The sequence below is a fragment of the Clostridium gelidum genome, from assembly GCF_019977655.1.
In the GTDB taxonomy this organism is placed as follows: Bacteria; Bacillota; Clostridia; order Clostridiales; family Clostridiaceae; genus Clostridium; species Clostridium gelidum.
This window is the reverse complement of record NZ_AP024849.1, coordinates 2098880-2114499: the sequence shown is the minus strand read 5'-3', so window position 1 is coordinate 2114499 and position 15620 is coordinate 2098880. Positions and strand designations below refer to the sequence as shown.

Genomic DNA, 15620 nt, shown 5'->3' with positions numbered 1-15620 from the left:
TTTACCATAAAATAAGAGCCTACTTTACGTAAACTCTTAACCATAGATTTAAAACATATCTTATATATACTTACCGTATCTTGTGATAATTTTTCAGCAATTTGCCAATTCTGATATACGCTTATTTACATTGTGATTATATATTCCACCATGATAACAAATTACTGTTTCAATATCATATTTCATTAATTTTTGTATAGACTTCACACTTAGTTCAGTATCAAAATTATAATCTTGATTTCCTCTTAGAAGAATTCCATCATTAACGCAAAAAACATCTCCAGCAATTAATATCTTCCAATGTTTAAAGTATAAGCAGATATGTCCAGGAGTATGACCTGGTGTATGAATAACAGTTATTCCACCGCAATAAGGTAGTTCTTGTCCATCGGTCAAAGTTTCATCTATATTTACTTTATTATTTTGAAAACCTGCTTTTAGCATCTTGTATGCTACTTTCATATTATCAGGTAAATTTTCCAAGTTACTTTCAAGCTTAGCAAGTTTAACAGGAGACTTTTCACCATTTATATATGCTTTTTCTTCCTCATGAGAAAAAGTTTTAATGTTTTCAGGTACCTTATTTAAAATTTCTAAAACATTTCCTATATGGTCAATATCTTGATGAGTAAAAATTATTGTGTTCAATTTGCTAAATTGCAGTCCTTCTTTCTCAATTGCTTCATAAATTTGATTAAACAGACCAGGAAAACCCGTATCAATTAAAATTAATGAATCATTATTTAAAATCAATGTTGGATAAATTATAGTTGTTTTTCCCATTGTATCAGATAATATTTCAAGCATATAAATTCCATTTTCAATTTTCATTTACTATTATCCTCCTAAAAATTAGAATATAAAATACATTTTTTCTCTTACTTTCTTAATCATTAAACTACGTTGCCAATTATAATACAATACTTGATTTTTTTGTAATTTTATGGTATAGTACATGTATAAATTACGATTTTTTTAATATTATTATAGTCCTTCCTCACATACATGCTTAAAGAAAGAGTCCGAAGCTTTTGAGTGGTATCTATTTTTCATTCTGGCTATATAAAAATAACTTTTCCAATCTGGTTTAATTATTGGAATTGCTTTTACATTTATGTATTGAATAGAATACATCTTAGGAAGAATTGCTATTCCAAAATTTTGAGCTACAAGTCCTACAATTAAGCTGTCTTCTTCAACTTCATATGAAACCTTAGGATACTCTCCTATTTTTTCAAACAATCCATCTATTACAGGCCTTAATCCGCTACTTTTAGAAAATATAATTTGCTTATATGGTATTGTTTCTTTTAAATTCAGTTCTTTATATTTGGCTAATGGATGATCATATGGTACTACTGCACACATTTCTTGTTTTTTTATTGGTACAAATTCAACCTCTGTTTCATCTTCCATTTTTGAACAAAACCCAACATCATAAATTCCACTCTTTAATCCTTCTACAATATCCTTAGTCACTCCTGTATCAAACTTAAAATCTATATCTTTATCTTTATTTATATCTAAAAAATCATGAGTTGCTTTTGGAATATCTTTTATGGCAAGTGGCTTTATCATAGCTAAACTTATGGTTCCTCCACCTTCACTTATGTTTTGAAAAGAATTCACACTCACATCTAACATATTAATGATTTTATTTACATCATCATAAAACATTTTTCCATATTTATTTAATATAATATTTCGTCCCTCTTTTTCAAATAATCTCACACCTAATTCTTCTTCTAACGAGGCCATAGCATGACTTAATCCTGGCTGCGTTATTTTTAATTTTTCAGCTGTTTTTCCATAATGCTCTAATTGTGCTAAGGTAACAAAATATCTCAAATGATATAAATTCAATTTTTTCAAATCCCTTCTAAAATATTATTTATTCTTATATATTAACACATGCATAAAATGAATGGATTTCTATAAAATAAATCATTAGAATTTATGGAAAATGTCTTATATAATTAATGAGTATTTAATTACAGTTATTTTTATCCTAATGAAAGAAGGCTTGTTTATGAAAAAAATTAGAATTCCCGGAGAGCTGGCACTATTTACAGCAGTAATTATCAATAGCCTTGGTATTGCATTGATGACAAAAAGTAATTTCGGTATATCTTCTATTTCTTCTGTTCCTTATGTCTTTAGCCAAGCTTTTTCTATTTTGAGCTTTGGAACATGGAATTATACTTTTCAAACAATTTTAGTAATATCTTTAATGCTTTTAAATAAAAAATTTAACTTAAGTTATAGTTTTTCTTTTTTAATGGGACTTGCTTTTGGGAAAATGATAGATGTTCATGAATTATGGATTTGTTTCTTACCAGATTCTTTAGCTTATCATATTGTTTATTTTATCATAAGCTTTTTTATACTAGCATTGGGAATATGCTTATCAAATAATAGCATGCTGCCAATTATACCTACTGATACATTTCCACGAGACTTATCAGTTATTTTAAACAAACCATATAAATATATCAAAACAACCTTTGATTTGTGTTGTTTAACTACAACAGCTGTAATTTCATTATTTATACTTCATAAAGCTGTCGGTATTGGTGTTGGTACAGTTATATGTGCACTTACTACTGGAAAAACTGTTTCAATTGTTCAAGCTTTTTTTGATAAGCATATAAGTTTTTACAGATTTACCTTATTAAATAGTCCGAAAAATAATGATTTAAGTATCTAAATATCTAAAATAACTCCATTTATTAAACAACAACTTCAAATATATTTTTATCTTCTATAGAATATCCACTGCTGTTATATTGTTTATTTTCACTGAAAATAAGAGCTTACTTTACGTAAACTCTTATTAAAATTCCAAGATTTTATTTTTAAACATTTAAGTTTCAAACGAATCATTATTTAAAATCAATGTTGGATAAATTATAGTTTTTTTCCCATTCTATCAGATAATATTTCAAGCATATAAATTCCATTTTCAATTTTCATTTACTATTATCCTCCTTAAAATTAGAATTTAAAATATAGTTTCTTATAAATTCCGTATTTTATATATATTATCTTTAATAGCTCTATTCAAGATAAATTTATTATAACAAAATAAATAATTATTACTCAGAACAACATTTATTAACTATTTCTTTAATTTCTACAGCTGGTTCACTCCCTGATAAAACAACCAATTGCTCAATATAATTATTATTAAAAATCTGGCAGTAAAAATCTTTTCTCATCTCATCTACATCTTCATAATTTTCCTCAAACTTTTGAAGCAAAGCTTCTTCATCAAGACCAGTTTTATCTATAAAATAATATAAGTTTAATTTATTTACATACTCATCTAACCTCTTAAGATTATCTTTATTTATAACAAAACCAACATTGTAATCTCTATCGGTTTTCTTAGCTCCTTTTTTAATAGTTACTCCACAGACAGATACCTCAGGTATTTTCTTTGTTTCAATTTTTTTATATGCTACTCTGGTAAAATCTAAGTGCTCTATTATTTCTGCAATTGAAATTGGGAATTTTTCTTGGGTTTTGAAAGATAATAACTTAGAATCTAAAATTCCTAAACAGAAACCATCCCCAATTAGCTCATTTAAAACCTTTACTTTAAAAATATCCTTCTGTTTTATTCCAGAGTAGTTTACGAAAGTCTTAACTCCATCTTCATCTTCTTCACTTCTTACTTTTAACTTATTTCTACCAAATAAAAACATATTCTCCTTCTCCTTTAATCACTAATAGATACTATTATAATGTATTAATTTTGCACCGTCAAAAGTTTGGAACCTGCTAAAAATAATTATATATATTATTTCCTCTTAAATATCTAGTTCATCTAAATATTCTTCATAACCTAATTCCTTCATTTTATCCATAGGAATAAATTTAAGTGCAGCTGAATTAATGCAATATCTTAACCCTCCTGTTTCTTCTGGCCCATCATTAAATACGTGCCCTAAGTGGGCATCACCGATATTACTTCTTACCTCTGTTCGTACCATACCATGATTTTCATCTTTTTTTTCTTTAATAACTTTTCTTGTTATAGGCTTTGAAAAGGCAGGCCATCCACAACCCGAATCAAACTTGAACGAAGACATAAATAACGGCTCTCCTGTTGTTATATCTACATATATTCCTTTTTCATAAAAGCTATTGTACTCATTATTAAATGGTGCTTCTGTAGCATTTTCCTTAGTTACTCTATATTGTATTTCTGTTAAATTTTCTTTTAATTCTTCCACTGACTTTTTTACATATTTCTTATCCATTGTATTACCTCCATAAAACATATTATAAATATAATTCCTCATTTAATTAATTTTAGTCACTATAATCAGTATCATACGTGATCATAAATGTAAAATCATTATATTTTTCTTTCAGTTCTTTCTCTATATTGCTTCTAATTCCTTCTGCATTATCTGCTGTAAGATCTATTACGACATCAAAAGTCACAAGCTTTCTTTCTTCCATTATATATAATGCATGTATCTCTAACAAGTATTCATAAGACATTACTATTTTTTTGATATCTTCAGACATTTCAGAAATACCACCATCCGAGTTTACAATATAAATACCTATGGTCAAAAATGTATCATATTTTTTCATTATGGCTGATTGAATTGTTTTTGTAAGTACAAATATCTGCTTTCCAGTTGCATTTTCATCTACTTCTATATGTATTGAACCAATCATTTTAACTGGTCCATAATTATTAAGTAACAAATCATAAGCCCCTTTTACACCATCGTGACTCATAACGTCTTCCTTTATGGATTTAGTCAATGTACTGCTTGGCCTCTTACCAAGTATTTCATCTAAAGAATCCATTATCATCTCTATTCCAGATTTTATGATAACAACAGCAATAATTACACCAACATATCCATCTATTGTTACATTAAAAATAATTGATATGAGAATAGAAATTAGCGTTGCCGTAGAAATAAGCGCATCAAATAATGCATCAGCGCCTGACGCAATAAGAGCTTTGGAATTAACATTATTTCCAGTTTTTTTTACATAACGCCCAAGCAGATATTTTACAACTATTCCTACTAATACAATAACAACTGTTACTTTTGAATAAGAAACTTCTTCTGGATTGAAAATTCTCTCTCCAGAAGAAATAAAAGAACTTATTCCTGCTGCAAGTACAATGGCTGCAACTACTATTGAAGTAATATATTCCATCCGTCCATATCCATAAGGATGTTTCTTATCTGCTGGTTTCGCAGCCAGTTTTGTTCCAACTATAGTTAATACAGAAGATAATGCATCGCTTAAATTATTGATTGCATCCAATATAATTGCAACTGAGTTTGATGCAAGTCCAATTATTCCTTTAAATATAGCAAGCAGAACATTAGACACTATACCAATACCACTGGTTTTCATGATCTGCTTTTCACGTTGTGACTGATATTCATTCATAAAATTTTATGCCTCCAACTATTTTTATTTATTTTTCTTTACTAAGTATAACACCACTTATTACTTCATCAATACTCTTTTCTTTATTTAAATTAGATTTATATCATTTGCTTTTTATAAAGGTTTTACCTCCATAATAGTTCCTTATATAACATCTGGGATGCAATATATTATATGTGAGCACAAAAAAATCATTAAATTTCTAAATCTAATGATTTCTCAAGCTATTTTAATTCATCAATATTTTTCTTATATATATTCAATAACCTATAAACAACAAAATATAATGAATACTAATATTTTTTATTAATACTCATTATATTTTTTATAAGTAAAATAATTTACTATAGTAGATAAACATATTAAACATGCAGGATAGATATTTCCTATAAAATGCGTCGAAATTATTATTTCAGAAAAAGGCCTACTGCTAAAATACTGATCATAAATGAATTTATTTATAGTTAATTTGTTATAAACCCATGGTGTTAAAATTATTATAAAACTTAAAATAAAAATTAAATTACCATAATACTTTTTGTATACATTGTTTTTATAAAAGCAATATATACAATACAACATAAGTATAAATGTAATATATAGATAATTTAATGGATATGAAAATCCAATACTTTGTTCAACACTAAATAAATAAAATATCCCAATACTATAATAAAGTATATTTAATATAGACAATATAAATGTAATACGCCTTAAAACTGTGTTAAACTTTTTTATACTAACACTTCCTCTATACTATTAATCATCACTATCTTGCTTTAAACTTAAACATGCAGTACTATACTAGTATATATTTTTTTACCAACTAATTCAATATAAGTAAAATATAAATTCATCGTCTCTACTTTATTACTCATATTGTAAATATAATAAATTTCATTTTAAAATAGTAAAAGGAGGACATACAGTGAAAAAACTAAAATTTACTGGATTAATAATCTTATTTATATTATCAATTACAGCTATTGGATGTAAATCACAAGATAAACCTAAAACTGCAGCTAACAACAATACTGTAGAAACAAATAGAAATAATACTGAAAATGATACTTCTAAGAAATATCAGAATACTCCAGAAGCACAAAAAATTCTTGAAGCAAATCAAGAAGAAGATAAAGAAAAAGATAATACTAAAATAGATAAGAGCTATAAAGAAGTAGATAAATCTACATTAGATTATAATACAACCTCTTCTTCTAGTACCTATTGCGAAACTGAAGATAGCTTTGTTGGTAGTAATGCAGATATTGCACCTATAGATAATAAGAAATATAAAGAAATATTAAAAGATTATACTTATGCATGTGAAGTAAATCCAACAAATGTAACTTATGAAAACGCAATTAAACTTGCTAAAAGCGTGCTACCTGATGATATAAAAGAAATACGAAAGAAATATGACAGCTCTACAACTAAAACTTATATAGTGTACTCATCCAGACAAGGTAACTTTGTATTAGGACTTGCATATCCTTATAGCGATACTGATAACTTTATTCCTAGTTCCGACAAAGATATTGTTGTTGGAATAGATTATATGAAGGAAATACTTGAATAAAGACTATTGTTAATGGGAGTGATATATGTGGAAAATATTCACATATAATAAAAGCATGTGAAACGCAAGATCGTAATTCTTTAATAAAAACATCATTTTTTTTATGTTTTAGTACTTGCAGCTGACGATGAATCAATAAATCCATTATCTATAAAATCATACCCTGAATAATCTGAAGCATATTCTTCTTTAATCCTGTCCCCTATTTCTTTATCTATATAGCACATATCTCCATTAATTTCATATTTACCCTTTTTATCAATGGTTTTATCACTTAACTTTGGATTTGCAAAAATGTATAAATATTTACCTGATTCTGATGTACCTATATATATTTGACTAAGAACCTTATCACGTAATCCTTTTTCATCTAACTCACTATCTGAAAATATAATTCTATTTTCAAATGGTTCTGACATTTTATAATATTCTATTGGCTTAACATTACTTAAATTTTCTGCCATATAAATTTTCATCTTAGAATCCAGAATTTGTTTCTTAATATCAATTTTATTTTCTTTATTGTTATCTTCACACTTTTTTTTATTTTGGCTATTGCTATTATCAACATTAACTGAATATATATAATTAAGTCCGCTTACAATACATATTATTATACAACTAATTACATATTTAATAATAGTAGATATAATTTTACTTTTCTTATTAGATATTTTTTTCGTAGTAATTTCCTTTTTAACTATTTCCTCTACCATAAAATTATCTTTATTAAATCTTATTTTTATAACATGCTTCCCTTTTAAAATTGCTTCTATGTTTTTTAAATATTTTTTTATTGTTTTATTATTCCGATCAATATATAGCAGCTTTTCAAAATTCTCTCTTGCCATTATTAAATCATCATTATAGTAATAGCAATATGCAATATGATTTAATGCTAATTTATCATTATTATTATAAGACAAATACACCTTTAAATATGATATTGCTTCACTAAAGCTTTTATATGTAACTAAAATGATTGCAATACGTAATGCACTGCCTAAGTCATAATTATTTATTTCAAAAGCTGATTTATACAATTGTAATGCTTTTTCTATATCGTTAAGCTCATAGTTATAATCTCCCATTAGTCTTAACAGCTCAGCATCGTGACTAAATAAAGAATTTGCATTTTTTAAATGCTTATATGCTTTGGCATACTTCTTATCTTTTAAGGCTTCCTCTGCCCGTTGCCTTTCATATAAATACTCATCTGCAATTTCTGGATTTATTGACCTTATATAATCATATTTAAGCTTATTTGGTACTTTAAGATTTTTTAAGAACTCATCAACTATAAGTGCAGAATGTTTGTTACATAACTTTATTTCATTTTTGCTCCAGGTAAAATTATCATTTAGCTTTGTCCATATTTCCGCTGGTAAATATTTATTTTTACTTAAAAAATTAAATATCTTATCTTCTATAATTGGGAAACCATTTACATTCCAAATTACATCAGAGTTTAATAAATCTTCCCATGCTGCTAAATCTGTTCTTAAATACATATCATTATATATTTCATTTAATCTATTTAAAAACTGCTTTATTTGTTCATTTAAATCAATCTTTGTATCTTGTCTTTCATGGTAGATTTCATTAATATCTAAATTTAATTTAAATATTATTTGTTCATTTGAATAACTTTCAGATTTGTTCTCCTCATTCTTATTGATTTTTACTTCATTAATAATATTTTTATCCAAATTGTCATTAATAAATTCTTGATTTTTCTTTGCATATTTTACAGCTGCATCATATGCTTCTCTAAGATTTTGATATCCTTCTGCATCATCTTCTGGATTATAGATTTTGAGTAGTTTTGCATAAGCTTTTTTTATTGTTCTTAAATCGCTATCATATGAAACCTTTAATACATTCCACCAATTCATCATTAATAATATGTCTCCAATTCATCTAATCTTTCAGCAAACAATTTTACATTCTTTTCAATTAGCCTTGGGTCTTGAGTTGATAATATTCTTTCAAATTCACTTAATAAGTTTGAAATATACTCACGCTTATCACCTAGCGCTTCTTCATATAATCTTTCACCTCTTGCAAGTAACAATCTATTTTCTGTTCTATCTCTTGGATGAATTTTTATATTTTCAAGTACCAGCATACGTTTTTTTATTTCTTCTTCTGTCATTGACCCTGGAGAATTTTCGATTATTAAAGTCTCTTTAATTCCTGTACTTTTTATAATAGCTTCTACTTCTAATAATCCATTTATATCATATGTATATCTTAAATCAACCATCTGCTCACCAGCTTTGCCTTTTGGAACTGATACAGTAAGCTCTCCAAGTGTTATATTATTTTCCACTCTCCTGCTTTCTCCTTGATATACTTTGATAGAAATTTTAGTTTGATTATCACTTATGGTTACCAAATTTTCAATCTTACTTATTGGAACTGGAGAATTTCTTTCAATTATAGGGAGAAAATATCCCGACTCATACTTTTCACCATCCACACGCTTCGCTACTTCTACTCCAAGTGTATATGGACATACATCTGTTAATATTAATTCTTTAAGATCTGAATTCTTTTCTTTTAAAGCTGCTTGAACTGATGCTCCAAGAGCTACAGCCTCATCTGGATTTATATTTGAATATGGTAATTTATTAAACATTTTACTAACTACATTTCTTACTAAAGGCACCCTTGTGCTTCCACCGATTAAAATTACTGCTTCAATTTCTGATGGGGATATATTAGCATCTCTTAAGGCTCTTTCTACTGGATGTCGTAATCTTAATATTAAGTCCGCTGCCAATCTTTCAAATTTACTTCTGTCTAATTCTGTTTCAAATGTTTTTTCATCTACACGTAAGGTCATAGTTGCCTTTTCTTTATCTGATAGTGCCTTTTTACATAATTCTGCTTGTTTGAATATAGCTGATACTTGTTTCTTATTTAATTCTTTTAAATCCAGTTTATTTGTTTCCATAAAATGGTCTACAAGAAGTTTATTGAAATCTTCTCCACCCAAAAAATTATCTCCTGCTATGGACTTAACCTCCATAACCCCTTCAAATAATTCAAGTATTGAAATATCAAAAGTTCCTCCACCTAAATCAAATACTAAGAATTGTGTATCATCTTTTTCTTGATGGAGTCCATAAGCCACCGCTGCAGCTGTTGGTTCACTAATCAGCCTTTCAACTTTAAGACCCGCAAGCTCACCAGCCCTTTTAGTTGCTTTACGCTGAGCATCATTAAAATAAGCTGGAACACTTATGACTGCCTCCACAATTACTTCTCCTAAATAGCTTTCCGCATCTTCCCTTAATCTTTTTAAAATAAATGAAGACAATTCTTCTGGTGTAAATGTATAAGAGCCAAGCTTGTAATTTTTAGTTGATCCCATAAATCTTTTAAAATTAGCTACTGTGCATTCTGGATGTGTAATAAGTCTTTCTTTAGCTACATCACCAACTAAAATTTCATTATTTTCATCAACACTAATTACTGATGGTGTCAAATTTTTGTTTAAAACATTAGGTATAATCCTTGCTCTCCCCTCCTTCCAAACAGCAACCAAACTGTTTGTAGTTCCCAAATCAATACCAATAATAGACATATACTTCCTCCCCATATAAAGGACATAAAAAATAATTAGTAAGTATCCCAAAAAAACTTTACATACCTTGCATATTTAACTTACTATTTTACTTTTTACATTCATAGACTAAACTTTTAGAACTTATTCAAAATTATACCACATAAGTATGAATAGCCCAATAGATTAATACTATAAGCAACGATTATGTAATAAAATTAAATCTATATGAAAATTTTAAAGTTAATGAATATTGGCTTGTAAACCCTATTAAAAAAAATGTGTTAGTTTACGTATTAATTGAAAATGGATATGATGCTCCTATAACTTGCACATCTACTGATATAGTTAAAGTAAATATCTATGATAATCTTGAAATAGACTTTAATTCTATTTCACCTTCAAAATCCTGAGCAGACTTAAGCTCAAATATTTCTATATATATTAATTATATAGTTGTTACTGAAATGATGTTTATTTTCAGTCATTATTATTTTCTCTTATATATTTTAAAGTATTTCTTTAATTAAAATCATCATTGATTTTGTGTTGATACCTCTCAGCCCGCATTTTGGGAAAAAGAATAAATGCTTAGGATTTTTAAATGTGCATATTCTGAAATACATTCTGACTATATTTTAGCACAAAAAAATAAGAGTTTATATTATCAACTCTTATCCTTACATTGTTTTTAAATTACAACAACTATTTATAAATCTGACCTCTATTTCCAATATCAATAACTACAACTATTAATTCATTATCATTTTTTTCAAATATAACCCTAAAGTCACTCACTCTTAGTCTATATATTTCATCCAGGCCCTTTAATTTCTTTATATCGCCTTCTGGAAGTTCAACAATTGCTTTAATGAGTCTTTTCTGAGTATCTTTATCTTGTTTTTTAATAAATTTCTCTGCTTTTTTAGTTAATTTTATATTGTAATTATTACTCATTTAAATTTAACTCTCTTATTATATTTTCTAAAGGAATTGCTTCTTCTTTTATATCTTTATATTCTTGATATAGTTTAATCTCATCTTCCGTTGGTTCATCTTCATCTATTTGTGACCACTTCTTTTGTGAATCTTTATATTTTTTTTGTTTTATATATTCATAAAAATCCAATACTTCTGCTAAAAGCAATATATCTTCTTCTTTATTTAACTTATCTATTATTTCTTTAGCTAATGGGCTCATTAAACCACTCCCTTTAATGTGTTTATAAGTATAGTATATCATATTAGCATACTATCTAAACAGATTTTAATTTAGAAATGTTTGATAATTTTATAAGTTAATTTTTTTAAATATTTATAGTCTATCCCCTGATGTGATATACTATTTTTATAATAATAGAGAATTTATATTTATTCCAAAATACCATAGAATAATTTAAAAGAAGGAGATGTGATATTAATGGCTATAAATCCAATAGATAATAAAACCTATACTTATGCTGATTATTTAAAATTTACTGATGATGAACCAGTAGAAATAATAGATGGGAGGATTTCAGCAATATCACCAGCTCCAAGTAGAATACATCAAGAAATAATAATGGAAATTGCTTATGAACTTAAAAATTACATTAAATCTAACGATGGTCCTTGCAAAGTTTATCCTGCACCCTTTGATGTAATATTAAAAAAAGATAATGAAGATATACGATATAGCCAAAATATAATTCAACCCGACATATCAGTTATATGTGATAAAAATAAATTAACTGATAAGGGTTGCACTGGTTCACCTGATATGATTGTAGAAGTTGTATCTCCTTTTAATCCTAGAAATTATTATATAAAAAAATTAAGTTTATATGAGGAATTTAAAGTTCGTGAATATTGGATTGTAAATCCCATGGAGGAAAACATACTAGTATATACTTTAACACTTGATGGTTATGGTGCTCCTAAAATGTATACTTTTAGTGACAAAATTAAAGTCAATATTTATGATAATTTAGAAATTGATTTTAAATCACTTAATCTAAACTAATAGAAATTAAATATTTAAGCAATTAAAAAACACCACGCATTTCTTAAAATATAATGCACAAGAATATTTTCTTCACTCCTAGCGGAGCTTTAGTGAAAAAATCTGCTGCTAACTTTACTCAAAAGAATGTTACAAAAATTGCTGTAGTTTAAAAAAATAAGATAGACTACACTAAGTCTATCCTTATACAATAACTTCAACTATTACTTTTTCTTCTATCAATTTAACCATTTCATCAGTATTTATTCTATTTTCTTCTTTATTTTCATTAGAATAAAAGACCCAGCAAAATCCACTTTTTTAGATTCTACTGGGTTTTATGGCTTAGATTTACTAACTTTGCTTTGGTGTATTCTTTCTAAATAAACTCTTTATTAATAAAATTATCTTTAAATAAAGTTAATCTTCAATTTCTTCTGTTAGCTTAACTATTTCATCAATTATATTACCAATATACTCAATAGTATCAAGAAGTGGCTTATCTGTAGTTATATCTACTCCAGCCATTTTTGCAAGTTCTACTGGTGTTTTGGTTGAACCTGCTGTAAGTACTGCTCTCCAATCCTCTATAGCTGGCTTACCTTCTTCTAATATTCTCTTGCTGACTTCTGTTGCTATAGTAAGTCCCGCACTATAAGTATAAGAATAAAGGCCCATATAATAATGAGGCTGTCTCATCCAGGTTAATTCTGCTCCATCAATTATTTTTACGTCATCTCCCCAGAACTTTTCAAGTACTTCTTTCTTTATTTTACTAAGAGTTGAAGCTTGAACACTTCCCCCATCGTCAATTATTCTGTATACTTCTCTTTGATAAGCTGCTTCTAAAAGATGAGTTACAAAATTATGATAATAAGTATGACCAATCATAGAAGATAAAACCCATCTTCTAAACCTTTTATCTTCATTACTCTTTAAAAGGTAATTTGCCATAAGAAGCTCATTAATTGTTGATGGTGCTTCTACAAAATATCCAGATACATTTACATCAAATATATTTTGACTTTTATTACATAGATTAAAGTGACCTGCATGCCCAAGTTCATGAGCTAAGGTAAATACCTCTGCCATTTTTTCACTCCAAGATAACAATATGAAGGAATGACTTCCATAAGGACTTTCACAGAATCCTCCTGTAGATTTTCCCTTGTTTTGCGCAAAATCAATCCATCTATCATCATAAGCTTTTTTTACCATTTCCAAGTAATCATCACCCAATATAGCTAGAGCATCTTCAATGTACTTTTTAGACTCTTCTATAGTTACATTAGGATCATATTCTGGATCAACTGCAATCTTCAAATCTGCAAAAGTCATTTCATCAAGTTTATGTATTTTTTTAAGCAGTTTTGCATACTTTCTCATATGAGGTGCCAATTTTTCAGTTATAAGGTCTATCTGTCTATTATAAAGTTCTCTATCAACCTTTTGAGGGAATAATAAACTATCTATAACTGAGTCAAAACCTCTTAAGCCAGCCATACTTTTTTCTTTTTGCACTTGAAGCTGATAAGCTGTTGCTGTAGTATATTGATATTCTCCTAATTTATCAGAAAATGCTTTAAAAGCAGCCCTTCGAACTTTTGTATCATTTTCATATTCATATTCATTTTCAAAAAGTCCATAACCAAGAGGATATTCCTTTTCATCTACAGTAAAGCTCTTAAAATCCATATCTGAATGCTTAGCTTGCTCATAAATTTTATAAGGTCCTCCCAAAGTCCCAGATAAAGCTGCTAATACTCTTTCTACTTCTGGATGAAGCGCATGGATCTTTTCTCTTTTTTTATCTTTTAAATAATTACTGTTTTCTTTTGATTCACTTATTGCATTATCTAAAACTTCATCAGTAGCTTGAATTATTTCACTTTCTATAAAGCTTAATTTACTTTCAATATCAGATATTATATTCATTATTTTAGAATACTTATCTTGATTTTCATTATTTGCATAATCCACTGAAACCGAAAGCTCTACATAAGAACTTGTAAGATACCTAAATTGATATAATTTTCTTAGCTCATCTAAACATTTATTAATCTTATTTGCAGTATTCAATTTACCTTTATAATATTTTTCTATTTTCAAAGAAAGCTCTTTCATTTCTTTTACCGCTGATTGAAAATTTTCGTCTGTAGCATAAATAGCAGATAAATCCCAAGTAAGTTCTGGATCTACATCTTTTCTATCCTTAAGAATTTTTACCATTAACACCGCTCCTTTCATATTATGTTTATTACAATTTATATTTTATATCTTTTGGAGCGTTCAGTCTACTTGAGTTACATATTAAGTTAATGTATTCTTGAGCTTCATGGATACATTCAATTATATAATCTTTATCCTCTAGTACAGAAGATTTTGTTGTGATTAGACCTAATACAACTTTCTTATCTTTACTTACATATTGAAGTGGTTTAAAATCTCCAGAACGTTCATCATCAAATTCTAAATAAAATGCATTTACATTTTTACTAGCAAAAAGGTCTTTTGCTACACGGTCATAACTTCCTTGGCAAGCCCATGTAGAATGAAAATTCCCACGGCAGATATGTGTATTAATTATTAGATCATCGGGCTTGTCTAAAGTGGCAAGATTATTAATTCGGATTAGTTTTTCAATAATTTGCTGTAAACCTTCTTCATCAGTTCCAATGATAAAACAAGCATTTGGATCAACACACACTCCCCATGTACAATCGTCAAATTGGATATTTGTACAACCTGCTGCATATAAATCTTGTATTACTTTTTTGTAGCCTTTCGCAATATCTTGAATCAACTCTTCCTCATTTGGGTAAATTGATTTCGTTTTTTCTAAATTCTCCGTCTGTTATAACCTGAAGTCCAACTACTTTCTTTACCTTGAAAAATACAAAAAAATGTGTATTCGATATAGTTTTTAGCTACATCAAATACACATTTTAATCTTTATGTTATATTGAATAATACAATATATCTAAAATATTTAGAATAACATTCATTTCCTTGTATTATAGAACTCTACTCACTAATAATATGTTAAACATATATGC

Annotated in this window: 15 protein-coding genes; 4 read left to right on the top strand and 11 right to left on the bottom strand. The window is 27.4% G+C overall.

Annotation, left to right across the window (positions count from 1 at the left end; genetic code table 11):
• Positions 1-93: 93 nt before the first annotated feature.
• A complete protein-coding gene (locus psyc5s11_RS09330; protein ID WP_224037321.1) occupies positions 94-831 on the bottom strand; it encodes an MBL fold metallo-hydrolase in 738 nt (245 codons plus the stop codon).
• A gap of 153 nt (positions 832-984) precedes the next feature.
• A complete protein-coding gene (locus psyc5s11_RS09325; protein WP_375541996.1) occupies positions 985-1848 on the bottom strand; it encodes a LysR family transcriptional regulator in 864 nt (287 codons plus the stop codon).
• Positions 1849-2029: 181 nt separating this feature from the next.
• Here psyc5s11_RS09325 and psyc5s11_RS09320 point away from each other — a divergent pair, with 181 nt between their 5' ends.
• On the top strand, positions 2030-2707 hold the full coding sequence (locus psyc5s11_RS09320) for a DUF6198 family protein (protein ID WP_311196420.1): 678 nt from the start codon (positions 2030-2032) through the stop codon (positions 2705-2707).
• Between the two features lie 388 nt (positions 2708-3095).
• Here psyc5s11_RS09320 and psyc5s11_RS09315 read toward each other — a convergent pair whose 3' ends face one another.
• From psyc5s11_RS09315 to psyc5s11_RS09305, 3 genes are all read right to left on the bottom strand, one after another.
• A complete protein-coding gene (locus psyc5s11_RS09315) occupies positions 3096-3707 on the bottom strand; it encodes a hypothetical protein (RefSeq protein WP_224037319.1) in 612 nt (203 codons plus the stop codon).
• A 105-nt stretch (positions 3708-3812) separates the two neighbouring features.
• Positions 3813-4265 carry a peptide-methionine (R)-S-oxide reductase MsrB gene (gene msrB / locus psyc5s11_RS09310; RefSeq protein WP_224037318.1) on the bottom strand — a complete coding sequence of 151 codons (453 nt, stop codon included), beginning with the start codon at positions 4263-4265 and terminating at the stop codon, positions 3813-3815.
• Between the two features lie 52 nt (positions 4266-4317).
• Positions 4318-5433, bottom strand: a complete 1116-nt coding sequence (locus psyc5s11_RS09305; protein ID WP_224037317.1) for a cation diffusion facilitator family transporter — start codon at positions 5431-5433, stop codon at positions 4318-4320.
• Positions 5434-6361: 928 nt separating this feature from the next.
• Between psyc5s11_RS09305 and psyc5s11_RS09300 the strand changes: the two genes are divergently transcribed.
• Entirely contained in the window at positions 6362-7012 is a 651-nt protein-coding gene (locus psyc5s11_RS09300) for a hypothetical protein (RefSeq protein ID WP_224037316.1), read from the top strand.
• Positions 7013-7113: 101 nt separating this feature from the next.
• Here the strand turns inward: psyc5s11_RS09300 and psyc5s11_RS09295 are convergent, their stop codons facing one another.
• Together psyc5s11_RS09295 and psyc5s11_RS09290 are read right to left on the bottom strand one after the other, a co-directional pair.
• The gene (locus psyc5s11_RS09295) at positions 7114-8910 is read right to left on the bottom strand and encodes a J domain-containing protein (protein ID WP_224037315.1); all 1797 of its coding nucleotides are present in this window, start codon (positions 8908-8910) and stop codon (positions 7114-7116) included.
• Positions 8910-10604: an Hsp70 family protein gene (locus psyc5s11_RS09290; RefSeq protein ID WP_224037314.1), complete on the bottom strand. Its 1695-nt coding sequence runs from the start codon at positions 10602-10604 to the stop codon at positions 8910-8912. Before psyc5s11_RS09290 ends, psyc5s11_RS09295 begins: the two co-directional genes overlap by 1 nt.
• Positions 10605-10768: 164 nt before the next feature.
• Between psyc5s11_RS09290 and psyc5s11_RS09285 the strand changes: the two genes are divergently transcribed.
• Complete coding sequence (locus psyc5s11_RS09285; RefSeq protein ID WP_311196444.1) at positions 10769-10996, top strand: Uma2 family endonuclease; 228 nt, start codon at positions 10769-10771, stop codon at positions 10994-10996.
• 292 nt (positions 10997-11288) lie between these two features.
• Here the strand turns inward: psyc5s11_RS09285 and psyc5s11_RS09280 are convergent, their stop codons facing one another.
• Both psyc5s11_RS09280 and psyc5s11_RS09275 read right to left on the bottom strand, forming a co-directional pair.
• Entirely contained in the window at positions 11289-11540 is a 252-nt protein-coding gene (locus psyc5s11_RS09280) for a type II toxin-antitoxin system RelE family toxin (RefSeq protein WP_224037313.1), read from the bottom strand.
• Positions 11533-11784 (bottom strand): hypothetical protein, encoded by a 252-nt coding sequence (locus psyc5s11_RS09275; RefSeq protein ID WP_224037312.1) that lies wholly within the window; start codon positions 11782-11784, stop codon positions 11533-11535. Before psyc5s11_RS09275 ends, psyc5s11_RS09280 begins: the two co-directional genes overlap by 8 nt.
• 219 nt (positions 11785-12003) lie before the next feature.
• Between psyc5s11_RS09275 and psyc5s11_RS09270 the strand changes: the two genes are divergently transcribed.
• Positions 12004-12585, top strand: coding sequence for a Uma2 family endonuclease (locus psyc5s11_RS09270; RefSeq protein ID WP_224037311.1), 582 nt, complete (start codon positions 12004-12006; stop codon positions 12583-12585).
• A gap of 399 nt (positions 12586-12984) precedes the next feature.
• Here the strand turns inward: psyc5s11_RS09270 and pepF are convergent, their stop codons facing one another.
• Complete coding sequence (pepF, locus tag psyc5s11_RS09265) at positions 12985-14793, bottom strand: oligoendopeptidase F (RefSeq protein WP_224037310.1); 1809 nt, start codon at positions 14791-14793, stop codon at positions 12985-12987.
• A 28-nt stretch (positions 14794-14821) separates the two neighbouring features.
• Entirely contained in the window at positions 14822-15367 is a 546-nt protein-coding gene (locus psyc5s11_RS09260; protein ID WP_224037309.1) for a uroporphyrinogen decarboxylase/cobalamine-independent methonine synthase family protein, read from the bottom strand.
• Positions 15368-15620: the final 253 nt, after the last annotated feature.

Excerpts from the sequence above, each read along its gene's own strand:
- psyc5s11_RS09330 (WP_224037321.1), bottom strand. The coding sequence starts at position 831 with ATGAAAATTGAAAATGGAATTTATATGCTTGAAATATTATCTGATACA.
- psyc5s11_RS09320 (WP_311196420.1), top strand. The coding sequence starts at position 2,030 with ATGAAAAAAATTAGAATTCCCGGAGAGCTGGCACTATTTACAGCAGTA.
- psyc5s11_RS09315 (WP_224037319.1), bottom strand. The coding sequence starts at position 3,707 with ATGTTTTTATTTGGTAGAAATAAGTTAAAAGTAAGAAGTGAAGAAGAT.
- msrB (WP_224037318.1), bottom strand. The coding sequence starts at position 4,265 with ATGGATAAGAAATATGTAAAAAAGTCAGTGGAAGAATTAAAAGAAAAT.
- psyc5s11_RS09305 (WP_224037317.1), bottom strand. The coding sequence starts at position 5,433 with ATGAATGAATATCAGTCACAACGTGAAAAGCAGATCATGAAAACCAGT.
- psyc5s11_RS09295 (WP_224037315.1), bottom strand. The coding sequence starts at position 8,910 with ATGATGAATTGGTGGAATGTATTAAAGGTTTCATATGATAGCGATTTA.
- psyc5s11_RS09290 (WP_224037314.1), bottom strand. The coding sequence starts at position 10,604 with ATGTCTATTATTGGTATTGATTTGGGAACTACAAACAGTTTGGTTGCT.
- psyc5s11_RS09280 (WP_224037313.1), bottom strand. The coding sequence starts at position 11,540 with ATGAGTAATAATTACAATATAAAATTAACTAAAAAAGCAGAGAAATTT.
- psyc5s11_RS09275 (WP_224037312.1), bottom strand. The coding sequence starts at position 11,784 with ATGAGCCCATTAGCTAAAGAAATAATAGATAAGTTAAATAAAGAAGAA.
- psyc5s11_RS09270 (WP_224037311.1), top strand. The coding sequence starts at position 12,004 with ATGGCTATAAATCCAATAGATAATAAAACCTATACTTATGCTGATTAT.
- pepF (WP_224037310.1), bottom strand. The coding sequence starts at position 14,793 with ATGGTAAAAATTCTTAAGGATAGAAAAGATGTAGATCCAGAACTTACT.